We start from the raw sequence: 26910 nt of genomic DNA, 5'->3' as shown, positions 1-26910 counted from the left end.
CGCAATCCTTGCAATGATGCTTGTGACATTTCACCCGAAGAATCGATGCGCGTCCGTTATGCGGGATACTTTTGATGAATCGCAAGAACGTGTCCTTAATCCGAAAAGAAGAACTGCGGCATTGCGGACAAACTGGTTTACCCGTCCATTCCACCTCAAGAATTATCGGAAAATATGACACAACCTTTTTTATTGCAAAATCGGGCAGGCCGATTAAGATTCGATCCATAAATTGATCTCCTTTCTTTGGTCGGAAATTTGATCAATTTATAGGGCATATCGAGTCGGTTCGGTATGCCTTTCTTTTTATCGGATTATCCTATCGCCCCTTTCTTTGAGGTAGAGCCAATGTAGCACAGAATTTTTAGAGCTTTGGAAGTTTCAGAGCTGCTTTTGATCTGTCTGCAGAATGCGGCTCATAGTAGTTTTTCATAATCATCCTGACGCTGGTTCCGGCCAGATATGCTATTGTTGACATTTCAATGCCCTGATTAAGCATTGTTGTTATCCATAAGTGCCGGATATCATACATGCAGATTGAATAAGGCAGGTTAGCTCCTCTTGGTCCTGCCGCTCTGGCCAGAGCTGTTCCTACATCGCCAACAGGTTCCCCCTGATATTCGATGATAAATCCGCTCGTGTTATCCTGTTGGGGGATGAAAACCTTTTTAATAAAGTCTTCTGAGCACTGAATTGTTGCCCATCTGTTAACCTTGGTGTGATAAACTTTAAACGATCTTTGAGCATAGTTAACATGCGTGTCATAGCGCAGGGAGAACAGATCCGCTGGACCGGGACGGACAGGGATATTCCAGGCAACTTCTAAAGCCCAGGCTAGATGATCCGGGGAATGTTTCTGAATATTTTTTAAGTCACTCAAAGTAAGAACTGAATGTCTGCTTAATTCTTTACCTTTCTTCCACAAAGCCAATGGATTTTTTTTAATGAGTTCATGGTCTACACCGTATTGAAAAATTGATTTGAGATATCCTGCATAGCGGTTTCTTGTTGCCTGCGCTGACCGTGCGTACTGTTTGGCCAGTATATTCATAATGTCACCTTGGCCAAGCAAGTCACACGGAACCTTACACAGCTCTGGAGCAAACTTGTTGTTGAATACACTCGCCCAGTCCTTGAGCCATTTCTTTTTCCGGCCTTGGACTTTCTTTTCGTTTATCCAAATCTGGCAGAGTTCATCCAGATACATACCGCCGCCACGGTTCACCGGGAGCGGCTCCCCCTTGGATTTTTTCAACTGGATTTCAAGGTCAAATTCGTGAGCCAGTTTTTTTCCTTCAGGTTTCTTGCCAAAGGATCTTGAACGCTTCTTGCCGTATTGATCCCAAAAATCAACGACCCAGTAGCCGGCTTTTGTCTTGCGGAAACTCATACATGTACCTGAAAAGGCTTTCTGGATTTTTTAATGGGCTTAGGTAGGAACTGATCCGGATCTGTCATCCAGAGATCAAGAACAGATCTGGCATATCTGTTTCTGTTTGGTCCTAATCTTGGCAGATCGTAGCTTCTTAGCTTGTCTGCAAAGGCAGACGCGGAGTATCCGCAGTATCTTGCGGCTTCCTTCTGATTATAAAATGGTCCTCTAATCTCCATATCCGACCCCTGATTTTTCTAATTGGATTAGTAACTTTCTGGCTGTGATTATGCCGGAGATAATCTCCTATCAACAAAATCCTTAATAGGAGATTATATCCTATTAATCAAGGTCACGAATAGAAAGACGCATTAAAAGAATTCTTATGGAGGTTTTACTATGGATCCAGTCAGGGAACTATATCAGTTGGTTGAGGCTTTGGAGACTTGCCGTAAGGTAGCTCCGGTAGGACTGAATTTTTTATTGGGGCTGCTTAAAGAAAAAGTGTACCAGTTAGCGGTTACCCTTGAAGATTGCGAGTAAAAAACTGGCCAGATTATTTTGCCAGCTTTTGATTTTTGTATTGGTCAACTTGCCAGATAAGTGCTGGAAATTCAGAGCCTAATACACGGCTGATCTGGTATGCTTCGGAAAGGCTTAAACGTCTAGGCGGTTTGTCCGGAGCAGGATTCCTAAGCTGTCGCCAGATTCTTTCTGCAGTGCCGAGAGTCCGGCCCGGATAAACCTGCCTGGCAAAATCGGAGTGAGAAATATTTTTCTTTTCAATCTTATCTGTCACGAATTCAATAAACATTTTTTCGAATTCATTATCCATATTTTTCCCCGCTAACGTGTTCCAATATTTAATAACCTTATAGGATAATATCTCCTATATAAAGCGGATATAATCCCCTTGACTATATAGGAGATAATCTCCTATCAATAAGTATGACAAAGACAATAACAAAGCACATTGAATTTCTGCGCAAAGAGTGTGGTTCTTATTCCGGTTCTGCAAGATTTTTAAGGATTGATCCGCGTCTTTATAGGGATCAACGCAAATCTTTGCGTATGTCCAACAGTGCCAGGCGTTCTCTTGTCCTAGCTGCAAAATATTTGCAACTGCGCCGGGCAATCAGCCTATTGCGTGATGAATACGGAGTTCCAGTTGAAAATATTTGCGCTTCTATTCGGGAAGCAAAACATTAATGGGAGATGAAAATGGTTGATCCTAAGGACTTAATAAACATTGAAGCGTGTGATGCCTTCCGACTTTCATTGGAATTTTCAGGCAAAAATGAAAATGAAGTGGCGGAAGAAATGGGTTGGAGTCCGTTTAATAGCCACCGCATATTTTCTCTGGAGCGGTATTACCCGACCTATGAAGATCTTCCAAAATTTTGCGAAGTTGTGGGTAACGATACTATTCTAAAATGGCTGATAGTGCAGACAAAAAATAAAGCTTCAGTAGATCATGAATCCTTGGATTGCGCCGGACTACTTAAATATGTCGGGGAAATTTTTAAAGAAGTCAGTGACCTTGGCAGTGAATCAAGCAAAGCAATTGCAGACAATAAGTTATCACCGCAGGAGCTGCGCCGGATTCTGCGCGAACTGAACCAAGGCACTGAAAAGATGATGAAGCTGATCGGGGTAGTCAGGGAAACAGAACGCAGGGCAACCAAAATTTTAAAAGACTCCAAGGATAAGGCACACCTCCTTTAAGCCGGCCGGTGATGGGTTAACCGGATAACCTCTGTGGCTCTTCCTACTATGAATAAAGATTTTACCTCGCAACGTAAGGTCACACGATTGAAGAGCCACAGAGGATGAAAAGCTAAGTGAATAAAAACAGACTAAAATAAAACGCCCTGACCAGTGGCTGGAAAGGGCGTTTTTTTGTGGAAGGGTGAAAATGGTTTATTCAGATTCTGAATGCTTAAAGCAGAAATCTAATTTTTCTTTGCGCAGGAATTCAAGTAATTGTTTTTCAAAATCGTTCATTTTTCCAGTGGGAACCGTGAAGCATATTTCTTCCGTTTCATCGTCCACGGAGCGGCGTTGCATCGTGATCCTGGGCAAGGCTTTCGCGCTGGCTTCTTCTGGAACCCCGAAGAATTCCAAATATTCATCATACGGAATCACTACGAAAGCCGGTTTTCCTTCAGCGTCATTAATGATCTGGTGGTTGGGTTGCCGCTTCATTTTTCCGACCTACAGGAAAAGCTTGTATTCCATATTCAGGGTAGCGCCGAGCCGCTTGGCCATGTCCACACTAATCTTACGAACTCCTCTTTCCATTTCGGAAATGTTGTTCTTGTGTATGCCGAGTTCTTTCGCCAGATCGGCTTGCGTCATGTCCTCACGGAAACGAGCACCGCGCAACATGCCGGCAGGAGTCGGTTCCGGCAGAACTTCATCGGCGGTGAAGACTTGTTCTCCATCGTCATTAATAATTTTTACCTCTGCGTTGACCTTAGTCAGCTTCAAAAGCTGCCTGACAATATTTGCAATTTCCGGCAGGTCTTGCTTCTGGCCCGTTATAACGACATCACCTAACTTTTCTATAGTCGACTTTTTCGTGTGTTCCAGCATATATGACCTCCACAACTTTAATTTTATCATTTTCAACAGCCCACACAGCCACATAGCGCGGTTTGCCTTTATTCAGGTGGCAGTGGTAGTACCCTTTCTGCCCTTTTATTTTGCTGTAGTTCGGCCAGCTGAGCTGAACCGGACCATGTTGCTCAATGTTCGCACGGAGGATGGTAAGCGCATCAACTACATGCGGGGGCAGCTTTTCAATCTGCTTACGGGCTTTATTGGAGAAAAGAAGTTTCCATTCCATAAAAAGAAAATAATTACTCTTTGGTTACACGTCAACCAAAAAACTTTTATTTTTATGGTTACTTCTTTCTTGACAAAATTTTCCATTTCAGGGCATTCTGGACTTCCTAATTCTCACACGGCGTTCTCCGGCCTAAACGGGGACTTTTGTTTTTATATGCGCATTAGCGCATCCACTACCGAATCTGACAGGATAGGTGCATTTTATTTTCTGCACTTCCATCCTGATAGACAGGGCAGCCAGAATGGTCATGTCGCGAGGCATGCCACGTCGTGTGAGACGTTAGGAATTCTGGCTGCTCTTTTTTTTGTGTCAATGAGTGGCCAACACCTTAAACTCACACGGAGGCTATCATGGCCAGACAAGACCTGTCCCCTAGCCAGGCAATTTCCTTTTTACACGATTCCTGCTGCGCTTTGCAGACCATCCAGACCTTACCCGAAGACGAAATCTCCGCCGGAGCAAAAGTCCTTTTGGAGCTAATCCAGAAGGCGGTTTGTTCGTGCGCTGTGGTTTTGGATGATTCGTTAAAAATAAAGGATGGAGGGGAAGCGTAATGGAAGAGTTCATTGTAAATTTCAACGGTGAGAAAAGCGTCACTTGTGTAATAGCCGGCAACCTGCAGGAAGCCGCCTACCTTTTTGCCCGGTTGCAGATACATGCCGGAGAACAGGAAACCCAGAGAGACTTTGACCGCAAGCCGCCCATAGAAGTTAGAACCGATTCCGGCAAGCGCAGACTCTTCCGCATAAAAGTCGCTGAGATAGACGCTAATATTACCCGCATTGCATATGAGGAAATGGGGGTGGCAAATGTCTAAGTCGCAAACCTTTGCTAGGATACCCTATCCTAGTATCTTGACAAAATTTTCCGTTTCAGGGCATTCTGAACTTCCTAACAGTATTGTGGTGTTCTCCTGCCTTAATGGAGATTTTTTATTGCGCATTAGCGCATATCTTTATGAATCTGACAGGATAGGTGCATTTTATTTTCTGCACTTCTATCCTGATAGACAGAGCAACCAGAATCTTCATGTCGTGAGGCATGAGGGCGGCGTAATACCCGTTAGGAATTCTGGTTGCTCTTTTGTTCTTTGGGAGCATGAACAGCCGAAACCTAAAAGTATTACGGAGGCTATCATGGCCAGACAAGACCTGACTCCTAACCAGGCAATCCTTTTCCTACATAATTCTTGTTGCGCCCTAGAAACTATTGGACAGCTGCCGGAGACAGAAGTTTCCGATGGAGCAAAAGTGATCATCGACCTTGTAAAGAAGGCGGTTTGCTCGTGTGCAGTTGTTCTTGATGATTATGTTCCGGCTGATGGAGGGGCAGCAAATGACTAAGAATAATGAATCCTTTGTTCCGGTTGATGAAATAGTAAGAGCATTGGTAAATGATCCGGTTCTTCAATTTAAGGACCGTGGTTCCTATTTGCAGGAGGGCGTTTGCCCTTCATGCGGAAAAAAGGAGCTTTATACTTCCAAGGAGCGGCCGTGGGTCATTGAGTGTAACCGCAAGAATAATTGTGGAGCCAGCTTTAAAGTTAGTGAGTTGGTTCCGGAACTTTTCACTAATTTCGCAGAAAGATACCAGCCAACTGAGAAAGAACCCAACCGCACAGCAGACGCATACCTTGCCCTTACTCGGGGTTTTGACCTCTCCAAAATTTGCGGCTGGTATGAACAGGCGGCCTGTCAGATTCCGAATACAAATACCTATTGCACCACGGTGCGATTTTATCTTGATGAAGGCCGCACCAGATACTGGGAACGGATAATTGATAAGACAGATAAGGCCGGTAAGAAAGCCCACTTCGGTGGGCGCAGAAAGCCGGACGGCTCCGTCTTTAAAGGTGATGTCTGGACCCCGCCGAGACAGATCCTGAAGAAAGGGGATAAATGTTTTATTGTGGAAGGGATTTTCCACGCTATAGCCTTGTACCACCACGGTATCAAGGCGGCTGCCGCTTTCAGCTGCAATAACTTTCCAAGTAATTTTATCAATCAGCACAAGAATAAGGAAATAGTCTGGGTGCTCGCTCTGGATGGGGATAAGGCCGGACAAAAAGGAATCCGTAAACACGTAGAGAAACTTAAAGAGTTGGGGGTAAAATATGAGGTGGTTCTTCTGCCTGATGGCAAGGAAGACTGGGACGATCTTCATAAGCATGGAAAGATAACAATAAATGGAGAACTTAGTAGAAATATTTTTCTTTGGGGTCGCTATCGTGGTGAAATGCTTTTAGCTGAGACTGAAGTGGAAAAAGGATATGTCCACTACAAGTATAAGCAGAGAAGTACGGATTTCATAATTCCTCATGACAACTATATGTATAGGGTCTGGGTTGACGCTGAGTTTGAAGAAGCCCTCATAGAAGAAGCTCTAAAAGGGCAGGATTCCGAAGATCCGGGAAAAGATGATCTACTCAAAAGAAAATTCCTTTTGAGTCCAAAGGGATTTGAGTTCTTTGAAAAAAACGCCAACTTCAAATTAATCTGCAACGTATATCCAGAGTTTATTTTCCATGAGACAGACGAGCTTATCGAAGATAAACAGTTTTATGTTTTTAAGGTTAATTTCAGGAATAGACCTCCTAAAACAATTCGACTTGATGCGCGGGATCTGGAAAGTGCCTCTGCCTTTTGTAAGGCTCTGAACGGTAAGACTCCCGGAGCTGATTTTGACGGCGAACAGAAAGAATTTAAGAAGTTGAAAAAGAAATGGATGATTGCCGCACAGGGCAAGAGTATTCGCAGCATTGATTATTATGGATACGTTGAAGATATCAACGCTTATATATTTAAGGACTATGCTTATTTCAGAGGCAAGCAGATAGCTAGACACGAAGACGGCTATTATCAAATCGGCTCTGAAATGGTTCGACCTCATTTATCCGGATTGGATATTTCCACAGATAATAGTTTTTCACCTGACTGGCTGGATCGTTACCAGCGGGTATTCAGCTTTCCTGGTATGGCTCTTTTGGGCTTCTGGCTGGGATCTTTGTTTGTTCAGCAGATACGGAAAAAGCAGGGGGACTTTCCCTTTTTTGAATTCACAGGTGAACCGGGGGCGGGTAAGTCCACGGCTCTATATTTTTTATGGAGGTTGTTGGGTAGGGACGACCATGAAGGTTTTGATGCTTTGAAATCAACCAAGGCTGGGCGGCGCAGAGCTTTTTCAAATCTCTCAAATATGCCCACCGTCTTGATTGAGTCTGACAGGGACGATGGAACGGACCGAGGTTATGGTAAGAGTCAATTTAATTTCGATGAATTTAAGCCTTTTTACAACGGCGGAGGAACCGGAATTACGGCTGTGAAGAACCACGGAAACGAGATTAAGGAGCCAAAATTTAAAAGCTCTCTGGTGATTTCACAGAATGCGGAAGTTAATGCGTCTACAGCTACTTTACAGCGTATAGTCCATTGCCATGTTGATAAAGCCCACCACAGCCACGAAACAATTAAGCTGGCCAGATGGTTTACTGTTCAAACAGTGGAAGAAGTGGGCGGGTTCATGAAAGCGGCTTTGATGGCCGAACAGCAAATTTTGAAAAAGTATTTTGACGAGTTTGATCATATTGAGCCTTTTTTTCTTTCCCACATAAAAGAGAATACCCGCATAGCAAAAACGCATGCACAGGTTGCAGCCTGCTGTTCTGCTTTATCCATTTTGTTTCCTCAGCTCACACCTGTCAGAGTGGGGGAAATCACGGATTACCTTTTGGAAAGAGCAAAAGAGCGAATAGTCCGTCTGTCTGCAGATCATCCCATTGTTGAACAGTTCTGGGATGCTTTCCATTATTTGAATGAAGAAGCAGCCTTCCGTGAAGAAGGCAGACTAAATCATTCCACTGATCCTTCGGTTATAGCTATCTCCATTCCTGAGTTTTTATCCATCGCGCAAAGGGAGAGTATGAGCTTTCATAAAAATGAGTTGCTTAGTTTATTACCAACATCCAGGAGGCATAAACTTGTAAGCAAAAACGTAAGCCGTAAAAGTAGATGGACAGGAAAAAACATAAGAAGATGGGAGTTTCTTAAATGAAAAAGTTTCTCCGGAATTCTCAATTTTTTTTGACCCCAATTTGGGGACAGCTCAGAACTTCTTATATGTGTTCAAAAGTATGTGACTTAAGTGACCTAAACTATACTTGTATTATTAACTTTCTATAAATACTAACTATTTTGTTAAAATTCAGGTCACTTTTTATACTACTTTTTAAGTGACCTAAAGGTGACTTGGGTCACTTCATAAGGTCACTAAAAACAGTAAAATGGAGTGACTTAGGTCACTTAATTTTTAATATGTAAAACAGATGTTTATGTCGTTTTTGTGCTTTTGGGTCACTTTAGGTCACTTTTAGAGTGTGACCTAAAACTTGTAAAAAATATCAATAATATTAGTGTCTTGTGTTTTTAAAAAAAGCCAGGTTACTTAGGTCACTTCATTTTGAACATATATATAATATTCTGGAAACAGGAGGTCGTATGACAGCTATGAAGAATGTTGTTTTGAACCGATACGGGAAGCCCTACAAGATCGGAGATGAAGTCATTGTTGTGAATAAAGATAAGCCTAATTTCGATAAGATTGGAGAGGTGAGTAAACTGATAAACTATAATGACAATCCAAAAGTGTCTGTCTCCTTTGATGGTGATATTTTTAATTATAAACCAGAAGATATTGATTTCTGTTGAAATTAACCCCGGTACTGAAATTCAGTGCTGGAGTTTTGTATACTTTGTTGACCTTTGGTTGATTTTGATTTTAAGTAATTTGCTTAGTCAGAAGGTGATTTATATAAAGTGAAGTTAATTCAATATATTGAGTGTATTGACTTGTTGTAATTGTTTTTTTATTAAAATAGTGTGTTAATTAAAATTAACAAAGTTCAATTAATGATTATATATTTTAAAACAAAGAAACTGCAGAAAAACTGTTCATGCCAGGCAAAAATGCTGAAGGCATACGGTCAGGTTAAGGCGATGAAATTAATGCAGAGATTGAATGAGCTGGATGCAGCCGAAAATCTGGATCAAATTTCTCATTTGCCACCGCCTAGATGTCATGAACTGACTAATAACCGTAAAGGGCAGTTTTCAGTTGATTTGGATTATCCTTACAGGTTGCTTTTTATCCCTGCGGATGATCCTGTGCCACTACTTGAGAATGGTGGTATCGACAAAAGCCAGGTGTCTGAAATTGAAATTATAGAAATTGAAGACACCCATCAAAACTGATGGAGGGTGGTAGGATGATAGCACAAAAAAAATATGGGTTTGATCCTGATTATGCCGTGCCTCCTGGAGTAACTCTTCTGGAGGTGCAGGAGTCGCTTGGCATGTCACAGAAAGATTTTGCCTTAAGACTCGGCATGACTGTTCAAAGTTTAAATCGAATAATAAAAGATAGACAGCCTATAACATATGAAACGGCAAATAAACTGGAACTGGTTACAGGTGTAGCTGCCGGGTTTTGGAATAAGCTCGAAAGTAATTATAGAGAAAGAGTAGCTAAACTTGAAGCCAAGAAACAACGCGAGGCTGATATTGATTGGCTTAAGACAATTCCTGTAAAGGAATTAGCTGATAGAGGTTTTATTAAACTTACGAAGAATAAAGTTGATAATTTGCATGAAGTTTTGAGGTTTTATGGAGTGGCAAGCGTATCTGCTTGGAAGGATTTTTGGCTGACTCCTGCAGTTGCTGCTCGTAGATCTTCCTGTTTTGATTCTCAGCCAGGGCCTGCTTCAGCATGGATTAGGCAGGGAGAACTACAGGCTTTGGAAATTCATTGTTCTCCATATAATCGACAACTGTTTATTGAAAACCTTCAAAAAATTAGATGCTTGACAACTTTAGATGCTGACTTTGTACATAAGCTTAAGGAGCTTTGTGCTGATGCAGGTGTTGCTGTTGCCCTTGTTCCTGAAATGAAGAAAGTTCCGTGGAATGGTGCCACCAAATGGTTAACTAAAGATAAGGCCATGATTTTACTTTCACTTAGAGGGAAAGGAGAAGATATTTTTTGGTTTTCATTTTTTCATGAAGCTTCTCACGTATTACATGATTCTAAAAAGGATATGTTGATTAATAGCAACGAGAATCGGGATGATGACCCGCAAGAAAAGAGGGCAGATGAGTTCGCTGCTGATTTTCTTATTCCTAAAAAGTATAACTTAAAAATAAGAAGAGCTAGATCAAAAGACAATATAATCGTACTAGCTAAAAATCTCGGAATTTCTCCCGGCATAGTTGCTGGGCGTTATTGTCACCTTACAGGTAATTGGGGTCAATTTAGGGGGCTTATACGTAAGTTTCAATGGAAATAAAATTCATAGTAAATTACCCCCGGTACTGAAATTCAGTACCGGGGATTTAATTTTCTATATTTTTTATTAATTAACTTTTTTTATTCGTTCACTTCAATACAAATCCTCCATTTAATTAAAGTTCACAACTACCAGTTACGATTTTTTTGGCAGCCAGCACGAGGAAAGCAGATCTATCCATTCCGTGCTTATCTGCTACAGTATCGATTAATTTTAGATCTTGTTCCGGTACGCTAATGTTAACTCTTACCTTTTTTACCTTTTCTTGCAGGGTTACAAGCATAAGGCTATGAAAGTCTTTATCGTTGCAATACTCTTCATACACGGCCTTAAAATCAGTAGTCGGAGCGGGAATTTTTTCGCCGTCTTCCTTCATTCCGTCAATATGAAATGCCAACGCTTCTTTTGCCATAACCTCTGCCTCTTCCAAAGTAGACCCAGCTGAAATACAACCGGGGACATCTGGAAAGGACACACCGTAATCCGAATCCTTGTCCTTATGGATTACAGCGTAATAAGTTGCCATAGCTAACTCCTTTTGTTTTTCCCTTTTTATATCTTCTGGCTGGGGGCTTTCGCCCCCGCCTTATAGTATTTTCAACCCGGACTGTTTTTCTATAGATTTCAAAGTTCCAACAGGAAATTCTTTTTTTGGGTGTGGCACCGTTACCCTGCCGGGTTTGTCAGGATGTTTAAATTGCCAGTGACTTCCTTTTGTAGCCACTTTGTACCAGCCGGCCTTTTTCAATAGCGAAATTATTTCTTTGCTATCCATGTGTGTATAGATACACATTAGATTGGGTATATGTCAAGAGTTTGTGTGTTTTTGTGTGTATAAAAGATTTAGGGTGAGGGGCTTTTTATTTTCGCGCTGTTGGAAACAACTTTGCATGTTCTGGAGAATAAAGGTAATTTATTTGGATAGGTATGTTGTTTCTAATTAGTATGTAGTGTTCATTTGAATAATTTTTTTTTACATATGCCCAATAAAAAATAAATCTAAATTCATACCATGGAATGTATCCTGATAGTATATTTGTATAGTATGGTTTTTCTCTGTTATATTTTTCTAATGCTGAGATAATCTGAAAAAAAAGAATATATAATGAATTCAAATCATTATCTATTCGGTATTGGCATTCTCGCATTCCCTCTGTCATTTTTTCAAATTCTTCTTTCAGATAACTATCTCCAGTTTTATAGAATTCATAGTCTACTCGTGGGTCGTCAGGGTATATTAAATCTTCCTCGTGAATTTCTTCAGAGGATAATTTATAATGATTAAATCCATATTTTGCACAATTATAGCTCCATTTTTTTAAGGGATCTATTTTGTTAAAATCTATGCTTTTTTGAAGTTCATTATATCTGTTTAGAAAATTGAAAAAAGTTGTCTCAAAAGACTGTTGGTTTGAAAGCTCTCTTTGCTGCTCTATCCCTTCTTGTTGAACCTTTAATGTTTGTATCAAAACTATCAGACCAGCTGCTCCCCAAAGTGTACCGGAAGTCCCTGCCAAGTATGTTCCGATATCCGCAGCAAGGTTTGAATCTATATGAAAACTAAAGTTTATTTTGTGATCTATTGCTAATACAATAAAAGCTCCGACAAAATTTACTATTCCTATAGCTATAGCTAGCGAAATAATTTTATTATTCTTAATCCATTCCATAATTTTCCTTACCCCATCCCCACAAACAAATTGGCTTGTTCTGCCGGTTCTACTTTTTGAATTTTCTGCCGAAGCTGTTCGGGCAGGTCTAGAGCTGAAGGACTTAGAGTGTGGCTGAAGGTCAGATCCATAACAAACGTATGGCCGCATTCCGGATTTCTGCAGCTGCAATATAGTTTCTTGTATGTTCCGGCTTCCTGTGAGCTGGATTCTATCCGGGCTACGGAACCGCATTTATTGCATCTAATTTTTACACTCATCTAATCTTCCTCCACATCTTGAATCTATAAATTATTTTACTCTCTTTTTATCTACTTTTCCAGCTAATATGATACATTTATAAATTTATATGAATGTATTTCCACTCAAATAACATAATTAATAATTAAAAAATAATCTTTGAATATGAATCCTATAAATAAGTTATAGGATTAAGTGTTCTTGTATTCTCTTATTTGCGTATATATTGTCTTTCAAGTTGCTTTTAATTAGTTGCTATCTCTTTTGTGTATTAGTTTTGATTAGCAATAACTTTTTATTAATCTCAGTTTATATGAATTAAAATGAAATTTTTTAAAGAATTTATAAATAAATTACCAGAAATTGCAGGTGTAGAACCTGAAAAATTGCAATGCACTGTTGAAGGTGGAGAATTAGAACTTTCCGGTAAAGATTTTGGTAATTGTAAAGAGATAGGAAAAATAAAGTACATCGGTAATTTTAAAATAGAAAATTTTGCTGGAGATGCAGATATTTTATTTGCGCTTGTTATTGCGTGGATAGAAAACAACGATGAACACCGAAATTATCTTAGTCTTTCTGATCCTAAATTCTATATCTCCAATATTACCGAATCTTATATAGAAATTAATTTATCCATAAATTTTGAAGAATCTTTATTTGTAGTTGAAGATGCTGATGGAAGTATATTCTGGATGAATAAATATTGGTCAATGAATGATCTTAACGTTGATATTGCAGAAGAGCTTATTGGTCTTGAATGCAAATCAGATTTTTATAGTCATTCGTAAGCCAATAAAAATTAAAATATAAATTAATATATCGTTTTAATTAATAAATTTAAAGACGGTATTTATACAATTCAAGCTGCTTAATTCAATTGAATTGAACAAAGCAGGTATAGGAGCAGTTTATGGCTTTAGGTAAAGTTCAAGTCAACAATCTGAACTTGATGCAGGGAGAATTTAATGAGGTAGAAAATTATTTTCTCTTTATCGGTCGTGGTTCGGGTACAAATGAAAGTAAATTTTTAACTGTAAACACTGATTCAGATCTGGATGAAATTCTGGGTGAAGGTGAATTTAATCTGAAGATTCAGATTGAATCCGCAAGAAGTAATGCCGGGCAGAACTGGAACGCCTGTATCTATCCGCTTGCCGATCTTGAAGAATGGTCTGATGCGGTTGATTACTGCATGGAACAGGCTGCTGTTGAGGCTGTTGTTCTGACAGATCCGGTAATTGGTTCAACTGAAGTTGATGATATGCAGGCCAAAGCGGAAAGCATTATGTCCCGCTATATGCGTCCTATTTTCTTTATCGGCAATACCCGTAAAATTGATCTTGAAACTGAATCCTGGTCTGATTTCAGTGCCGCAATTAAGCCTCTGATATCCGGTGTGGCAGCTGATCAGGTCTCTATTGTTCCCTGCCTGTGGGGTTTTGATCTCGGTACCTATGCCGGTCGTCTTTGCAATTCTTCAGTTACTGTTGCTGATTCTCCCATGCGTGTCGCAACCGGCCCGCTTGTTGGTGAATGGTCAACCAAGCCTATGGATAAAGACGGACGTGAAATTGATATGTCCATTCTGGAAGATCTCGATTCCGCACGTTTTTCAGTCCCTCAGTGGTATCCTGATTATCCCGGTATGTATTGGGGTGATGGAAATATGCTTGATGTTCCTGCCGGCGACTATCAGTGCGTTGAAAATCTGCGCGTTGTCCAGAAAGCCATGCGCAGGGTTTATGTGCTTGCTGTGGCCAGAATTGCTGACCGCAAGCTTAACAGCACTCCTGCAAGTATTGCTGCCAATCAGACTTATTTCATGCGTCCTCTGCGTGAGATGAGTCGGTCTGTTGAAATTATGGGAACTCAGTTCCCCGGTGAAGTTAAACCGCCTAAAGATACGGACATTACAATTAACTGGAAAACAAAATATCAGGTTGAGATTTACATGGTTGTAACTCCATACAACAGCCCTAAATCCATAACCTGTAATCTTATGCTGGATCTTTCAAATCAGGCGGAGGCGTAGACAATGGCTCAGAGATTAAGCGGTAAAAATTTTGACATCTCAATCGGTGACATTCTGCTGCATGTGGAAAAATCCACTCTCAGCATTGAAGATAACAGTGCAACAGTAAAAGACCGCGGTGTTCCCAACGGCTGGGTGGACGGTGATGTCTCCGCATCTGGTGAACTTGAAGTTGATGCCCAGAACCTGAACCTCATAACCGAGGCCGCAAGCTCTGCCGGAAGTTTCCGCGAGCTGGACGAATTTGACATTCTGTTTTTTGCCAGAGCCGGTAATGACGAGCTTAAAGTTGAAGCATTCGGCTGCAAGCTGAAGCTGGAAAGCCTTCTGGATATTGATACCAAGGGCGGTGAAAAACATATCTCCAAAATTCCTTTTGAAGTTACGAGCCCCGACTTTATCCGTATTAACGGAGTTCCTTACCTTTCTGAAGCTGATATTGATGGGTTGTAGGGTTGTCTCATCCTAAAAAGGGGTGCTGAAGGCATTTAGGGGTAAATTTAATTTTACCCCTGTGCCCAGCAAACAATGTCCTTTTAAAAAAAATCTCTGCCTGAAAGTAACGGCACGAGATGAAGAGGAGTAATGATGGATATTCCAAGAGGCATAAGAAACAATAATCCTGGAAATATTCGTCATGGAATTAACTGGGAAGGTCTGGCTGAGCTTCAGCCTGATAAATCTTTTTGCTCATTTAAAAGCCCTGAATACGGCATCAGGGCAATGGCTAAGATTTTGCTGACCTATCAGCGTAAATACGGTCTGAATACCGTTTTCGGGATCATCAATCGCTGGGCTCCTCCTGTTGAAAATGACACAGGCGCATATATTGAACATGTCTCATCCGAATGTGGTGTTGCACCCCATGAAGAAATAGCTGTCGCGGATTTTCTGGGTGAACTCTGCACGGCAATTATAAGGCATGAGAACGGGCAGCAACCTTACGAACATACAATTATTCAAAAGGGAATTGCTCTGGCTCTGGGGTTGGAATGAGTTTTTTTACAGCAATAGGTGACTTGTTCGGGGGAGAAAAAGGTATCGGCGGGACCATACTTGATGCCGTTAAATCATATTTCCCACCTGATATGAGTGAAGCTGAAAAAAGCAGAATTTCAATGGCCATACAGGCTGCAGCAGATAAAAAAGAAAAGGAAATGATGCTTCTGGCTATGCAGGCTGACAAGCAGGTCACCGAGCGCATTTCCACTCTGGAAGGGACTTCCTCGGATCTCTTGCAGCTGCCAGTTGTTGGAAAAATTATAATGTTTCTCAGGGGCTGTCAGCGTCCTATCTGGGGTTTTGCTACCCTCTACCTTGATTATCTGTGGTTTACTTCATGGAAACTGACAGACAGGCAGGAAACAGCATTGATTGTGATAAATATTCTGGTTCTCGGTTTTTTATTTGGAGAACGTACCATTAAGAACCTTGAACCGTTATTATTGCAGGTTTTTGGACAACCTCACTGGAAGAATGATGGACGGCAAAAGTAGTGGATACCGGTCTTATTGTAAGGATAATTTTTGGGTTGGTAACATTGCTGTGGCCACTGGTTATTCTTTGGAATCGTTACCTGCACAGTTCATTAATGAAAAATTGTGAAGCTGTAGAGGATCTGCGGTTGGAAATGGCTAAGGATTACGTTTCTAATACACAACTTGATAAATATTTTTCTCAGATGGAAAAACGTTTTGACCGTCTGGAAGCTAAAATAGATTTAAAGGAATAAAAATGATTGCTCTCAATATCAACGGACAGGAATTTGAATTTACTGTAACTGTAGCCATTTATAATCAGTACATTAATGAAATGCAGCCGAATAACAAAGTTACCCCGGCACATAATTTTTTGATGCGTTCTATCAAGCCTGAGCAGAAGGATGATTTTAAGACTGTAATGGAACTCCCCGGAGCACCCATACAGATCGCTGCAAAAATTATTGAGGAATACTCTCCTGATCTGGAAATCACAGTGGGAAAGTAGAGGAAGCTGCATATCAAATCGGAAGAAACGGTTTGATGCAATTGCAGTTGTACTCAGCAAAATGGTTTCCCGGGAGAGAAATTGATACTGACTCTATGTCTGAAGCATTGTTTTTGGAAAAAGATTATTGGGAAAAAATGAGTGTAGCAGTCTGTAATGGCATTGCGAAAGCTTTTAGGGGATGATTTTGGGTAAAATAAATAGTTTAGGCTCTTCATTGGATTCGATTGCAAGTAAATCAGATAGTATCTTCAATAAGATATATAAAAATATTGATAAGCTAAGCAGTAAATTCCAAACGTCCCTTAAAAGTATTAAAGATAGTGGTAGTGCATTTCAATCAGCATTCAGCAACATAATTTCTATGGTGAAACCTGCTGAAGAGTTCAATTCCGCTATGGGAGATGCCGCCTTTCTAGGTGTAAAAAGTGATGCCTTGTCTGCTCTTTCAAATGATGCCCTTAAATATTCTTTAAAATATGGTGAGAGTGCTACCGATTTCGTAAAATCAGCTGCCAAGATCCAATCCTCAGTAAATGGTCTTCATGGTAAAGATTTATCTTCTATAACCAACTCAACAGGAATACTGGCAAAAGCAACAAAAGAGAATTCTGCCTCTGTCACTACATATATGACAAGCATGCTCAACTTATATGCTGATAAAGCGAACGCCATGGGTAAAAGTAAGTGGGCTGAAGTTGTAGCCGCCAAAACCGCTGCTGCCACTCAATATATGCATTCCAGCGTTGCAGATATGAAAGCATCATTCTCGACTCTAAATGGTGCAGGTAAAGCCGCAGGTGCATCTTTTTCTGAACAACTTGCCGTGCTGGGTACTTTGCAGAAATCTTCCGTTGGTCCAAAAGATGCCGGCAAAAAGTTTAAAGCGTTCCTTTCATCCGTGCAGGGAGCTCAGAAAAAGCTGGGTATGTCTTTTACAGATTCCAATGGCAAATTGCTGCCAATGGTTCAGATTCTGGAAAAGATTAAAGGAAAGTTTGGAGATACTTTTGATCCTTCTGAATTAGGGGTCCTTAAGGATTCTTTCGGGTCTGAAGGGTCAGATGTGGTTAAGGCTCTTATTGGAAATATTGACGGGTTAAAGGACGCTACAGGTAAGCTGAATGCCGTTACTGATATGACTCAGGCCAAATCAATGGAGATGAAAAACGTCGACCCGTATCAGCGGATGTTGCAGGGAGCTAAAAGCATACAGATTGTTCTTGGCAATTACTTTGTTCCAATACTTGCTGATGTGTTCAACTGGGTTGCTGATGTCTCAGGAAAAATAATTGAATGGACTAAAGCTTATCCCGGTGTGGTAAAATGGATTAGCCAGACTGCATTGATTCTTGGAGGTTTGATAGCAACTATTTATTTGTTCTCATCAGCTATTAAAGTTGCTCAAGTTTTCATGCAGGGATGGAACATGGCTACCAAAGCATGGACAGGTATTACCAAGGTTGCGGCTATATTTACTAAGGGATGGACCATGGCTACCAGCGCATGGACAGGTATAAGCAAGGTCGCGGCTTTATTCACTAAGGGATGGAGTGCTGCACAGGCTATATTCAACGCTGTTTTTCTCGCTAATCCAGTTGTTATGGTTGTGGCCGGCATTATCGCTGCGTTAGCAATTTTAATGGCTGTTCTACCGTATATTTCCAACCTGTGGGATTCATTTAAGAACGCTTTCGGAGATACCTGGTGGGGAAAAGCTCTTATAGCCGTTTTTGATCCTGTTATTTCATGGCTCAAGTCTTTAGGAAAAATTGTCAACTGGGTCTTGGATAAACTTGGATTTTCTTTTTCAGGCACAGCAACTGTTGAGCAAGTGGAAAAAGCCGGCAAAGGGCAGACTGATTCAGTTCTTGCAGGTGCTGATGCCCAATTACAGTCTAAGGCTAATCCTGAGAGTCTTAAGGTTTCTAATAATATCCCTATGGAAATACCGCCGGAGGCGATTAAGACTTTAGGATCTGCTGCCAAGAGTGCTCCTTTGCCGTCTTCTGTTGATCCATCCGTAAAAGTTCCCGTGCAGATTCAGCCTGAGAGTCTTCAGGGCTCTGTGGCTGCTTCAATGAAAATACAGCCGCAGGACGTAAAGCCTGCAAGTATTCAGAGTCTCGATCAGATGAAGCAGACTTCAATCCAGCCCGGAGGAATCCGGCAGGATATAGCAAATATATCCAATCAGAATAATTCTAAAAACTGCCAGCGCGGTCCTGTCACAAATAACTACTATGGCCCGTACAGCAACACAAATGAACAATGGGCATTGGAGATGTGCTAAATGTACTTTGATCTGCTGATAACAGATAATGATATAACTCTGGATGCTGGTGGTAATCCCCGGCTTGTATCTGATCTACCGTGCATAACTCAGGATATTTGTAACATGATCAGAGATACTGGATTGCTGGTTGAGCTTATGGCCAACCGTGATTCGTTGAAGACTGCTGAAAACCTGATCAAAATTAAAATTCAGGTTGAAGATGACGAACGCATTGTTCCCGGTTCCTGTCAGATAATCGAACTAGCTGGTCAGCCAGGAATTTTTAATCTGACCGCCACTACTTATGATTTTGGTGATCTGGCTTTTACCTTAGAGGCATGAATATGAGTGATATTGATTATAGAAAAATGCTGAAAGAAGCAGGTGTTCCCACCTCTGAAGCTGAGATGGAAAAGATCTGGAATGACATCAACGCAGAGCAGGAAATGCTTATCCAGAATGATTCAAAGTGGTCTCCTTTCTGGCGGCTTGTAACTGCTATTGTGACCAAGCCATGCAAATGGCTGGTGGATCTGCTTGCGGATACGGCTCTGCCTAATACTTTTTTAAAGACTGCAACCGGAGTCTGGCTTGATATTTTTTGCTGGGGACTTGACCTTGAACGCAAAGAGGCTACTGCCGCTCAGGGGTACATAACTTTTACCCGCATTAATTCTGTAGGATCATTAACAATCCCAGCAGGAACCATAATCGAAACTCCAGCTATTTCAGGCTATGTCTATCGTCTGGTTACGTCAGAGGAAGTCATCGCAAAGGACGGTGAGCTTTCCATAGAGGTTCCTGTTCAGGCTGAAAATACCGGAGAGGCATATAATCTTGGCCCCGGTTATTATTCCATCCTGCCGCGGCCGATTCCCGGCATTGCAAGCGTTAGAAATGAAAGTGACTGGCTGGACGTGCCCGGTGCAGACCGTGAAGAGGATGAACCTTTCCGGCTGCGTGGGCAGAATCAGTTTTCAGCTGTAGGTCAGTATCATCACGATGCAGCTTACACTTCTGATATTGCTTTATTTGCCGGGATACGGACAGATTATATATACTTTGAGCACGGAGCCCCGCGTGGACCGGGCAGTGCAAATGCCTATATCATGATTGATTCCGGCACTCCTTCCCAGACTTTTGTGGATTCCATAAATGATTACATCAGGAATTCAGGGCATCATGGTCATGGGGATGATATGATCTGCTTTCCGATGCCGCTAAAACCCTTTGCTCTGGCCGCTAAAATTTATACTGCTGCAAATATTTCTGAAGAAAATAAAGAAAATCTCCGGCAGGGAGTAGAAGATTTTATCCGCTGCGCTTTCCGCGAAAATTCTAATTATGAAGTAACAAAAACCTTTCCATTTTCCCGTTTTTCACTGTCTCAACTTGATAGGGAATTGCATGATCAATTTTCAGAGCTGCTGTCAATTGAGTTCAACCGCACTGATGACATCGTAAGCCAAATGGATCTGCCTGAACTTTCTGACCTTACAGTGGAGTTCTGAGTATGATTCCTGTTTTAAAACTTCCTTTCTGGCTCGGTGGGGCCGAGCTTGAGAAGCTGAGGAAATCGGCTCTGAAATGGTGGGATAAACTTTCAGACTGGGCCATGCTTCCGGTGAATATGCAGGACCCCGACAACTGCACGGAAGATTTTCTTAATCTGCTAGCCTGGCAGCGTGATATTAAGCGCTTTGAAGGCGAGCCTCTGGATCTGTTTCGTAAGCGGATCAAATATGCCAGAGCCAATGCCGTTGATTCCGGATCTGTTGTCGGCTTTAAGCGAATATTTAAGCGCCTTGGAGTCGGTTATATTGAAGTTGAAGAACGTATTCCGGGTCAGGATTGGGATATTGTTTCCATCAGTCTTCCTGATAATAAATTGTCTGAAAATCAGAACCTGCTGGAAACTCTGATTCAATGTTACGGAAGGACCTGCAGGCGTTACGACTGGCAGATAATTACCTCTGTCAGCGTTACCGTGAGATCTGAAGAATTTAACCACGATACTTTAACTGTTTATGCGAAAATTCCGCCACTTACTGTGAATCTGCATGGCGGTTGTTTTGATAACGATACTTTGACTGTAGAGGCTAATTTATGAGTTCAATTATTACTATTGCCGGCGAGAACCTGATTGCCCGTATGCAGGGAACAGGTAAAACTTTAGTCATTGATAAAATGATAATCGCCAATATTCCTGACGTTGACCCGTCCGCTGATATTAACCGTTCCATGCAGAAACCGGCTGCAGAGCATATTGTTTACCAATACGATATCCCGGCTGAGTACAAAGCGTATGTAAACCCTAATCAGGTGGTTTATTCTGCAGTTCTTGATTCTGATCTTGGAGACTGGGACTTTAACTGGCTGGGACTTTATTCTTCTGCTGAAGATGTTGTAGTGGCCATAACCACTCTGCCAACTTTAAAGAAATTTAAAACAGCCGGACAGATACAGGGCAACCACCTGACCCGTAATATCATGCTCGCCTATGAAGGTGCTGCTGAAAGTACAGGCATGACTGTCTCAGCTGATACCTGGCAGCTGGATTTTTCCGCAAGGCTTTCCGGCATTGACGGACGGGAACAGAAAAGCAACCGGGATATATATGGGAGTTCCAGATTTTGGAAAAATGCTTTTAAACTGTCAGGTGATGGACAAGCATACTCATTAGCAGCCGGCATTGCCTATGTTGAAGGAATCCGTATTGAACAGGAACAGCCAATTTCAATCTCAGCAGGTCATTTTCCCGGTTCGGTATGGATTGATGTTGCTCTTGTCCCGCAGGGCTCAGATGTGCAGGTTGAAGTTGTTCCTGTATTCGGTGAAAATTTTAATGATGAGCTTAAAGACGGTATTCAGCACTATCTGGTTAAAGTCGCTGAAGTTGATCAGAACGGTACTGTTACAGATTGCAGAAGAACTGAATGGGTGGAACCTGATCTGGTAACATTTTTGAAAACCATAGTGAGTACCAGCCGTTCTATGGCCTCCTCGGATTTGACAGATCATAATACAGACACACAGGCTCACCCGGATATCAGGACGGTTTTGGATAGCAAGGCTTCTGCCAGCCATAGGCATACAATCGCTAATGTTATAGAACTTCAGTCTAATCTTGATGCAAAGTCGGATAAAGGTCACACCCATACCCCTGCTCAAGTTGGACTCGGAAATCTGCCCAATGCTAAAAGTAATTCAGTCAAATATGACAGTTCGGAGTGTTTAGCTACAAGCAGAGCTGTAAAATTTACTTATGATAAAGCTGTTGACGCTTTAAACACTGCAAACACCAAAGCCCCTAAAAGTCATAGACATACTCCAGTCCAAGTTGGCCTTGGTAATCTGCCCAACGCTAAAAGTGATGGTGTCGGATATGACAGCTCTGAGTGTTTAGCTACAAGTGCTGCCGTAAAACGAGCTTATGATAAAGCTGTTGAAGCTTCTGATAACGCTGGTCTTGTGGAGTTAAAGGCGAGCAGATCTGAAAAAGGGACGTGGACAATTACAGGATTAAAAATAGGTAAACCTTTGTTTGTGCTGTCTGATGCAGACAGCGGCAATGTAGATACATTCGTTGAAATAGCTACCGTTAGCGGCGCAATGGATGGACGAGTACCGATTGATCACACGTATTATATGTTAGTTAGCAACACACAATCAAACGCGACAACTCGTACAACAAATGCATTTATTGTTATACCGACATCAACAAGTGTTATATTTAAGATCGGTGATCATTCGAACAATTTTATATTGCGGGCATATCAATAATAGGGGACATCATGCGAGTTTTTATATATATGGGTAGTGTTATCAATGTTGACAATGAGGCAGACGCAGAACGGCTAGAATCGATGGGTGGAGTAGCTCTAACTGATGACGAGGCTGATACGCTGTTCGGGCATGATATCGCTTTGGCTGGACCACAAAACACAACCGTCGATGCTTCAGGGCATATTGTTTATACACCTGCGCCTGGTCCAACTTTTGATCAACAGACCTCCGCGATCCGCTCTGAAAGAGACAGCCGCATCAAGGCTGTAGAATGGCGTATTGAGCGTTACCGTTCAGAAATCAGGCAGGGGCTGACTCCTACTGATGATATCACAAAGCTTGATACTTATGTGCAGGCACTGCGGGATATTACGACTGATGAAAATTTTCCGTGGGATGGTGATATTTCCAAAGTATCATGGCCTGAAATTCAGGAATAGCTGTGTGGAAATCTATTGATTTTAATGTGCCTGCTTCAGCTACCGTATTGGAAGAAAAGGTTGATTCGGTTGTAAATGGAGTACCTGACGGTTTATCCGCTGCCGGATCACGTTTATCCGTGGTAGCTGAAGCTATTCCGGTCCATAAATCTCCCATTGCTTTGCTGGCAGGTAAAGACGCTGAATTGACAGCTGATTTGAGTGCGTATCTTTCTACTCGTTCTAAATTTCTGTGTGTTCATCCTTATATTCATCCTGTCGGAGACCGGCGTGGGGATTATGCCTACCTTTCTCCGGGTGGCTGCCGTGAAGCTGTAATGGCCAAGCTGGCTGATCCTTATGAAGAGTTGGAAGGAGATGCTGCTGTATTCGTTAAAATCTCCGGTTACGACAATGCTGATCTGGCTAACAAACTGGCTGCTTTTAATACGGTCTTTCCACTGGTCCCTTTACAGCTTGCACAGCGCAGGGCCGCTGATCTGGCTGTGCTTGAGAAAGAAAAATATATTTTAGGAAATGGTTTCATCTCCCCCAAGTTTCAATATCTGGACGAACGCCAGCACAGCACCAATAAAAAAATAGATGCATGTCTGGCTGAACTGCTGGGAATATCTCACGGTTACGACATTCAGAATAAACGTCCGGAAACATTGCTTCAGGAATTGATGGCCAAGAAACGGCAGCGTTCCGAAGAGTCCTTGGAAAAATGGGAAACTCTGAGTTCAATATTTACTGGTGGCGCAGGAGAGGCCGCTTTTATTTCCGGTAGTGTGAGGACAATACGCAATGGTTTCTCAAAACTCGGATTGAGAGATGGGGCAAGTCCTTTAGCTGTAATTTGCTGCTGGATAGGTGAAGAGGAAGCCATGACTGTTTTTCGTGAGGTGCTGGGAATATGAATACATTTTTGAGACTTGGAAGCTATAACGTCCCCGGCTATGGACTGAAAGTTGATGGCGGTATGGAAATACATGAAGAGGATTTATCCGGAGAAACTTCAGGCACAGATACTGCGCACAAGGGCATTAAGCCGAAAACTTTATCCGTATCATTGAATATTAATTTTAGAGATGAATCAAAGCTGCAGGAACTGATCAGTGTACTGGAAGCGAAGGACAGTACCGGAGAAATGCAGGTTTATACCATAGCGAATCTTACAGCTAATGCCGGTGGGATTACTCAGGTTAAATGCTGTGAAAGCGTTGGATGGTCCGAGCAGGATGATAAGCGGGCCTGGTCAGTAACTTTTAAATTGCGTGAACATCTGTCTGTTCCTGAAAAAGTGGAGCAAAGGCAAAAAGGTACCGCAGCTGTTATTGAAAAAGAGCAGGGGCAGACAACTGGTCAAGTTCAATCAGTACAGGACCCTGATACTTCATTGAAAAAAGTGCTTAACGACATGGATAGGATTGTATCGTGAAGATCCGCAAAAAGCTGGAAATAGCAGGGAAGGAGTATAAACTGGTCAGTGAAGACATTCGACTGGAACTCAGCTGTTCCGGGCGTGCTGTTTTTCAGTTGCAGGCCAATGAACCTGTGTCAGGCTTAGTACGGTTTTACGTTGGCTATTCGTTTCAGGATAAGGATAGAATGTTTTTCAGCGGATATGTTGAAAAATGTTATAAGGTTGATAATTCGCAGCAGCGTATTTTTTGTCGTGAACTTGCAGGGGTGCTTGCTGAACTATGTCCTGTCTCTTTGCGGCATCCAACACTTAAAGACGTCCTTGAACAGTACACTCAAAAAACTGGGCTTGTCTTTATTATCCCTGAGCACGGATACTCAATAAAAAGGGTTCCATATTTTCAGACAATTGGCAGTGGTTTCCATGGAATATCCAGTATTGGCAAAGTTTTTCAAATTGATGATTATGTATGGAATCCACAACCGGATGGACAAATTTTTATAGGTTCGTGGAAAGATTCCAGATGGGCTACCAGGCTGTTGAAAGTTGCAGATAAATGGTTTCATAGAGTTTTAACTGACGGATCAGAGGTTTGTCCCATTTTCCCGGCTTTAAGGCCTGGGGCTAATCTTAATGGACGGCGTGTTAAGCAGGTGCGTTTGAAGGGACATGAAATGGTGGTCACATGCGTGAAGTCATAAGAAGGGCTTTTCTCAAAATTTTCCCGGAGCTTTCAGGCGGGCTGCACTTGGATAGATATGCCCGAGTTTTGGCTGTGAGTGATGAACCGCAGAACGGCGGCAGCTGTGAGCGATTCCGGCCTCGTTATGCTGTAGATCTTGAAATCCTGACAGCTGAAGGAGAAAGGGATGCATCATATCCTGTCTATAAAGACGTGCCTCTTCCTGTATTCAGTGCCGGCATGGAACGTGGTGTATATGGTTTCCCGGAAACAGGTGCGCTGGTTGTAATCGGCTTTGCCTACGGCAGGCCGGATCATCCTATAATCAGGCAGATATACCCGCTGGGATTATCCTTGCCTGAGCTTAAAACCGGTGAACTGCTCTGGCAGCAGGATGCTGAAACTTTTCAGCGTGTAGACCCGGATGGCAACTGGACGCGCCGAACTCATGGAAAAATTACCGATTGCAGCTTGCAAAGAGTTATAGAGGCCGTTGATTCAACTGTAAGTTTCGTTAGGCATTTTTTAAAAGTAGCAGCTGACAGCAAAGAAGAGATCGGCGGAGTTAAGCACATTGAAGCCCTCGGCGGAATGTTGCTTACATCCGGTGGTCATATTGATATGGCGGCAGTTGATAATCTGAATTTTGTCACAGCCTCAGACTGTAGCTGGATTGTTTCCAGAAACTGGAACGGCGTTACCGGTGGCAATCATACCTACACTATAAAAGGTAACAGAGTTGATGAAGTAAAGAAGGATCATACTTCAACCGTTGGTGGCAACAGAAGTCTTACAGTAAGTAAGAATCTCTCCGAAGTTGTAGGAGGGCAGAGTACTGAAAATATTTCAGGTGATAAAAAAATTCAGGCCGCAAATGTAAAGATGACAGCCGGAACTTTTTCTATGAGTACTGCAGACGGTGGAATAAGTTTTTTCCCTTTGATGCTTGATTTTATGCAGGAAACGCGGGCGGCATTGGATGTCTTGGCTGTTCATACTCATCCTGATGCGGGTGTAATCAATCAGGGTGGACAAGTCAGTGCGCATGCCAGCCAGATTGGTTCTGATCGTGGGCAGCTTGATGTTATGTCCCGATAGTACGAATTTATAATTTGTTGAAAGTAAGCCCTGCTTCAGAAATGAGGCAGGGCTTTAATTGTTTAACTCAAAATAAAAAAATGAAAAAGCTAGGAAAAATCGAACTCACCCGTACCTTACCTTCGAGTCATTTCGAGCTGTTTTTTGCAAGAGCAATGAGAGTGCAAAGGGCTACTTATAAAGCTATGAATATAGCCTTCAGGATCTTTTACCAAGTTGCAATTAGTGCATAGTTGCGCAAAATTTTGCAACAGTGATAATCAGCTTTAAGAGTCCTAATGGTGGAATGGCAGGGGATAGTAAATTTTTCAAAAATATAAGTGAAGTTAAAAAGGTATGTTGTATATCTTGGGAAGACATTTTTAATAGTTTTTTACGCCGTATTTTTACGCCACTGCATGTCGTAAAAAGTAGTAATATCAAGATTTTGGCGTAAAAAAAATAATTTAACTATGCGTAATATTAAGATAAATATTTTAGCCTTATGAATGGCATTCAAGAGGCCGTGGGTTCAATTCCCTCCAGCTCCACCATTAAAATTTCCAATAATTAAACGGGTCTACACCAAACAAAGGGGCGCAAGCCCGATTGATCAAATTTCCATCCGTTGCTTTTCTTCTCGACTAGCCGCACAAAATCCGCACACGCAGCCGATAATTTTCAAAATTTCTAAACCCGTATGCTCGCCTCTGGATGAGCTTCATCTTGCGATGAAATCCTTCGGTTGTTCCGT

Annotated in this window: 42 protein-coding genes; 28 read left to right on the top strand and 14 right to left on the bottom strand. The window is 41.8% G+C overall.

The genetic code is table 11. The features are described from left to right. From G496_RS21360 to G496_RS0113850, 3 genes are all read right to left on the bottom strand, one after another. Nucleotides 1–229, bottom strand: a 229-nt coding sequence (locus G496_RS21360; protein WP_027179803.1) for a hypothetical protein, incomplete at its 3' end; no start/stop codon positions are given. 135 nt (nucleotides 230–364) lie between these two features. Beyond that, nucleotides 365–1390, bottom strand: a complete 1026-nt coding sequence (locus G496_RS0113855; RefSeq protein ID WP_027179802.1) for a tyrosine-type recombinase/integrase — start codon at nucleotides 1388–1390, stop codon at nucleotides 365–367. Beyond that, nucleotides 1387–1611, bottom strand: coding sequence for a hypothetical protein (locus G496_RS0113850; protein ID WP_027179801.1), 225 nt, complete (start codon nucleotides 1609–1611; stop codon nucleotides 1387–1389). The genes G496_RS0113855 and G496_RS0113850 overlap by 4 nt, the downstream gene beginning before the upstream one ends. Nucleotides 1612–1771: 160 nt before the next feature. Between G496_RS0113850 and G496_RS21190 the strand changes: the two genes are divergently transcribed. Further along, nucleotides 1772–1915: a hypothetical protein gene (locus G496_RS21190; RefSeq protein ID WP_156900665.1), complete on the top strand. Its 144-nt coding sequence runs from the start codon at nucleotides 1772–1774 to the stop codon at nucleotides 1913–1915. Between the two features lie 13 nt (nucleotides 1916–1928). Here G496_RS21190 and G496_RS0113840 read toward each other — a convergent pair whose 3' ends face one another. Next, nucleotides 1929–2207, bottom strand: a complete 279-nt coding sequence (locus G496_RS0113840; protein WP_027179800.1) for a hypothetical protein — start codon at nucleotides 2205–2207, stop codon at nucleotides 1929–1931. A gap of 113 nt (nucleotides 2208–2320) precedes the next feature. On the opposite strand from G496_RS0113840, the gene G496_RS0113835 reads away from it, so the two are divergent. Together G496_RS0113835 and G496_RS19840 are read left to right on the top strand one after the other, a co-directional pair. Beyond that, nucleotides 2321–2581 carry a hypothetical protein gene (locus tag G496_RS0113835; protein WP_027179799.1) on the top strand — a complete coding sequence of 87 codons (261 nt, stop codon included), beginning with the start codon at nucleotides 2321–2323 and terminating at the stop codon, nucleotides 2579–2581. A gap of 12 nt (nucleotides 2582–2593) precedes the next feature. Next, a complete protein-coding gene (locus G496_RS19840; RefSeq protein ID WP_051295065.1) occupies nucleotides 2594–3097 on the top strand; it encodes a phage regulatory CII family protein in 504 nt (167 codons plus the stop codon). A gap of 195 nt (nucleotides 3098–3292) precedes the next feature. On the opposite strand, the gene G496_RS0113825 is transcribed toward G496_RS19840, so the two are convergent. The 4 genes from G496_RS0113825 to G496_RS21585 form a co-directional block, all read right to left on the bottom strand. Beyond that, a complete protein-coding gene (locus G496_RS0113825; RefSeq protein WP_027179798.1) occupies nucleotides 3293–3577 on the bottom strand; it encodes a hypothetical protein in 285 nt (94 codons plus the stop codon). A gap of 9 nt (nucleotides 3578–3586) precedes the next feature. After that, complete coding sequence (locus tag G496_RS20675; RefSeq protein WP_051295064.1) at nucleotides 3587–3967, bottom strand: helix-turn-helix transcriptional regulator; 381 nt, start codon at nucleotides 3965–3967, stop codon at nucleotides 3587–3589. Beyond that, nucleotides 3924–4220: a type II toxin-antitoxin system RelE family toxin gene (locus G496_RS0113815; RefSeq protein WP_027179797.1), complete on the bottom strand. Its 297-nt coding sequence runs from the start codon at nucleotides 4218–4220 to the stop codon at nucleotides 3924–3926. Before G496_RS0113815 ends, G496_RS20675 begins: the two co-directional genes overlap by 44 nt. A gap of 132 nt (nucleotides 4221–4352) precedes the next feature. Continuing rightward, on the bottom strand, nucleotides 4353–4484 hold the full coding sequence (locus G496_RS21585) for a hypothetical protein (RefSeq protein ID WP_281171281.1): 132 nt from the start codon (nucleotides 4482–4484) through the stop codon (nucleotides 4353–4355). Between the two features lie 89 nt (nucleotides 4485–4573). Here G496_RS21585 and G496_RS0113810 point away from each other — a divergent pair, with 89 nt between their 5' ends. Next, the gene (locus tag G496_RS0113810) at nucleotides 4574–4777 is read left to right on the top strand and encodes a hypothetical protein (RefSeq protein WP_027179796.1); all 204 of its coding nucleotides are present in this window, start codon (nucleotides 4574–4576) and stop codon (nucleotides 4775–4777) included. Then, entirely contained in the window at nucleotides 4777–5040 is a 264-nt protein-coding gene (locus tag G496_RS0113805; protein WP_027179795.1) for a hypothetical protein, read from the top strand. Before G496_RS0113810 ends, G496_RS0113805 begins: the two co-directional genes overlap by 1 nt. 115 nt (nucleotides 5041–5155) lie before the next feature. Here G496_RS0113805 and G496_RS21185 read toward each other — a convergent pair whose 3' ends face one another. Further along, entirely contained in the window at nucleotides 5156–5371 is a 216-nt protein-coding gene (locus G496_RS21185) for a hypothetical protein (protein ID WP_156900664.1), read from the bottom strand. Here G496_RS21185 and G496_RS21180 point away from each other — a divergent pair. From G496_RS21180 to G496_RS0113780, 5 genes are all read left to right on the top strand, one after another. Continuing rightward, nucleotides 5360–5566: a hypothetical protein gene (locus G496_RS21180; protein WP_156900663.1), complete on the top strand. Its 207-nt coding sequence runs from the start codon at nucleotides 5360–5362 to the stop codon at nucleotides 5564–5566. The genes G496_RS21185 and G496_RS21180 overlap by 12 nt on opposite strands. Further along, complete coding sequence (locus G496_RS0113795) at nucleotides 5559–8273, top strand: toprim domain-containing protein (RefSeq protein WP_027179793.1); 2715 nt, start codon at nucleotides 5559–5561, stop codon at nucleotides 8271–8273. The genes G496_RS21180 and G496_RS0113795 overlap by 8 nt, the downstream gene beginning before the upstream one ends. Nucleotides 8274–8716: 443 nt before the next feature. Further along, nucleotides 8717–8926 (top strand): hypothetical protein, encoded by a 210-nt coding sequence (locus G496_RS0113790; protein WP_027179792.1) that lies wholly within the window; start codon nucleotides 8717–8719, stop codon nucleotides 8924–8926. 258 nt (nucleotides 8927–9184) lie between these two features. Beyond that, entirely contained in the window at nucleotides 9185–9469 is a 285-nt protein-coding gene (locus tag G496_RS0113785) for a type II toxin-antitoxin system RelE/ParE family toxin (protein WP_211233848.1), read from the top strand. 14 nt (nucleotides 9470–9483) lie between these two features. Next, entirely contained in the window at nucleotides 9484–10560 is a 1077-nt protein-coding gene (locus G496_RS0113780) for a helix-turn-helix domain-containing protein (RefSeq protein ID WP_027179790.1), read from the top strand. Nucleotides 10561–10675: 115 nt separating this feature from the next. Here the strand turns inward: G496_RS0113780 and G496_RS0113775 are convergent, their stop codons facing one another. The 4 genes from G496_RS0113775 to G496_RS0113765 form a co-directional block, all read right to left on the bottom strand. After that, on the bottom strand, nucleotides 10676–11086 hold the full coding sequence (locus G496_RS0113775) for a type II toxin-antitoxin system HicB family antitoxin (RefSeq protein ID WP_027179789.1): 411 nt from the start codon (nucleotides 11084–11086) through the stop codon (nucleotides 10676–10678). A gap of 60 nt (nucleotides 11087–11146) precedes the next feature. After that, nucleotides 11147–11335 (bottom strand): type II toxin-antitoxin system HicA family toxin, encoded by a 189-nt coding sequence (locus G496_RS20975; protein WP_084407578.1) that lies wholly within the window; start codon nucleotides 11333–11335, stop codon nucleotides 11147–11149. 85 nt (nucleotides 11336–11420) lie between these two features. Further along, entirely contained in the window at nucleotides 11421–12230 is an 810-nt protein-coding gene (locus G496_RS0113770) for a hypothetical protein (protein ID WP_027179788.1), read from the bottom strand. 8 nt (nucleotides 12231–12238) lie between these two features. Next, the gene (locus G496_RS0113765; protein ID WP_027179787.1) at nucleotides 12239–12490 is read right to left on the bottom strand and encodes an Ogr/Delta-like zinc finger protein; all 252 of its coding nucleotides are present in this window, start codon (nucleotides 12488–12490) and stop codon (nucleotides 12239–12241) included. A gap of 303 nt (nucleotides 12491–12793) precedes the next feature. On the opposite strand from G496_RS0113765, the gene G496_RS0113760 reads away from it, so the two are divergent. The 18 genes from G496_RS0113760 (at nucleotide 12794) to G496_RS0113675 (ending at nucleotide 26177) form a co-directional block, all read left to right on the top strand. Further along, nucleotides 12794–13261: a phage tail protein gene (locus G496_RS0113760; protein ID WP_027179786.1), complete on the top strand. Its 468-nt coding sequence runs from the start codon at nucleotides 12794–12796 to the stop codon at nucleotides 13259–13261. A gap of 122 nt (nucleotides 13262–13383) precedes the next feature. Further along, complete coding sequence (locus tag G496_RS0113755) at nucleotides 13384–14505, top strand: DUF2586 domain-containing protein (protein WP_027179785.1); 1122 nt, start codon at nucleotides 13384–13386, stop codon at nucleotides 14503–14505. 3 nt (nucleotides 14506–14508) lie between these two features. Further along, nucleotides 14509–14958 carry a DUF2597 family protein gene (locus tag G496_RS0113750; RefSeq protein WP_027179784.1) on the top strand — a complete coding sequence of 150 codons (450 nt, stop codon included), beginning with the start codon at nucleotides 14509–14511 and terminating at the stop codon, nucleotides 14956–14958. 135 nt (nucleotides 14959–15093) lie between these two features. After that, nucleotides 15094–15501, top strand: coding sequence for a hypothetical protein (locus G496_RS0113745; protein WP_027179783.1), 408 nt, complete (start codon nucleotides 15094–15096; stop codon nucleotides 15499–15501). Beyond that, nucleotides 15498–16001, top strand: a complete 504-nt coding sequence (locus G496_RS0113740) for a hypothetical protein (RefSeq protein WP_027179782.1) — start codon at nucleotides 15498–15500, stop codon at nucleotides 15999–16001. The genes G496_RS0113745 and G496_RS0113740 overlap by 4 nt, the downstream gene beginning before the upstream one ends. Then, nucleotides 16001–16237, top strand: coding sequence for a hypothetical protein (locus G496_RS0113735; protein ID WP_027179781.1), 237 nt, complete (start codon nucleotides 16001–16003; stop codon nucleotides 16235–16237). Before G496_RS0113740 ends, G496_RS0113735 begins: the two co-directional genes overlap by 1 nt. Before the next feature lie 2 nt (nucleotides 16238–16239). Continuing rightward, nucleotides 16240–16491 carry a putative phage tail assembly chaperone gene (locus tag G496_RS0113730; RefSeq protein ID WP_034633365.1) on the top strand — a complete coding sequence of 84 codons (252 nt, stop codon included), beginning with the start codon at nucleotides 16240–16242 and terminating at the stop codon, nucleotides 16489–16491. Between the two features lie 35 nt (nucleotides 16492–16526). Next, entirely contained in the window at nucleotides 16527–16676 is a 150-nt protein-coding gene (locus G496_RS21645; protein WP_034633363.1) for a DUF6890 family protein, read from the top strand. 2 nt (nucleotides 16677–16678) lie between these two features. Then, nucleotides 16679–18784: a phage tail tape measure protein gene (locus G496_RS0113720; protein WP_169725768.1), complete on the top strand. Its 2106-nt coding sequence runs from the start codon at nucleotides 16679–16681 to the stop codon at nucleotides 18782–18784. Continuing rightward, entirely contained in the window at nucleotides 18785–19108 is a 324-nt protein-coding gene (locus tag G496_RS0113715; RefSeq protein ID WP_027179778.1) for a DUF2590 family protein, read from the top strand. A gap of 2 nt (nucleotides 19109–19110) precedes the next feature. Next, the gene (locus tag G496_RS0113710; RefSeq protein WP_027179777.1) at nucleotides 19111–20277 is read left to right on the top strand and encodes a baseplate J/gp47 family protein; all 1167 of its coding nucleotides are present in this window, start codon (nucleotides 19111–19113) and stop codon (nucleotides 20275–20277) included. A gap of 2 nt (nucleotides 20278–20279) precedes the next feature. Continuing rightward, nucleotides 20280–20876, top strand: coding sequence for a phage tail protein (locus tag G496_RS0113705; protein ID WP_027179776.1), 597 nt, complete (start codon nucleotides 20280–20282; stop codon nucleotides 20874–20876). Then, on the top strand, nucleotides 20873–22549 hold the full coding sequence (locus G496_RS20670) for a phage tail-collar fiber domain-containing protein (RefSeq protein ID WP_051295063.1): 1677 nt from the start codon (nucleotides 20873–20875) through the stop codon (nucleotides 22547–22549). The genes G496_RS0113705 and G496_RS20670 overlap by 4 nt, the downstream gene beginning before the upstream one ends. Before the next feature lie 11 nt (nucleotides 22550–22560). Beyond that, on the top strand, nucleotides 22561–22992 hold the full coding sequence (locus tag G496_RS20665; RefSeq protein WP_051295062.1) for a phage tail assembly chaperone: 432 nt from the start codon (nucleotides 22561–22563) through the stop codon (nucleotides 22990–22992). Between the two features lie 2 nt (nucleotides 22993–22994). Next, nucleotides 22995–23891, top strand: coding sequence for a hypothetical protein (locus tag G496_RS0113690; RefSeq protein WP_027179775.1), 897 nt, complete (start codon nucleotides 22995–22997; stop codon nucleotides 23889–23891). Further along, on the top strand, nucleotides 23888–24412 hold the full coding sequence (locus G496_RS19815; RefSeq protein ID WP_051295061.1) for a baseplate complex protein: 525 nt from the start codon (nucleotides 23888–23890) through the stop codon (nucleotides 24410–24412). Before G496_RS0113690 ends, G496_RS19815 begins: the two co-directional genes overlap by 4 nt. Then, nucleotides 24409–25098: a hypothetical protein gene (locus G496_RS0113680; protein WP_027179774.1), complete on the top strand. Its 690-nt coding sequence runs from the start codon at nucleotides 24409–24411 to the stop codon at nucleotides 25096–25098. Before G496_RS19815 ends, G496_RS0113680 begins: the two co-directional genes overlap by 4 nt. Further along, the gene (locus G496_RS0113675) at nucleotides 25083–26177 is read left to right on the top strand and encodes a bacteriophage T4 gp5 trimerisation domain-containing protein (protein ID WP_027179773.1); all 1095 of its coding nucleotides are present in this window, start codon (nucleotides 25083–25085) and stop codon (nucleotides 26175–26177) included. The genes G496_RS0113680 and G496_RS0113675 overlap by 16 nt, the downstream gene beginning before the upstream one ends. Before the next feature lie 623 nt (nucleotides 26178–26800). Here the strand turns inward: G496_RS0113675 and G496_RS20970 are convergent. Next, a partial coding sequence (locus G496_RS20970) for a transposase (protein WP_156900662.1) occupies nucleotides 26801–26910 on the bottom strand: 110 nt, incomplete at its 5' end.

Source organism: Maridesulfovibrio bastinii DSM 16055 (assembly GCF_000429985.1).
Taxonomy (GTDB): Bacteria; Desulfobacterota; Desulfovibrionia; order Desulfovibrionales; family Desulfovibrionaceae; genus Maridesulfovibrio; species Maridesulfovibrio bastinii.
This window is presented reverse-complemented; position numbering and strand designations above follow the sequence as displayed.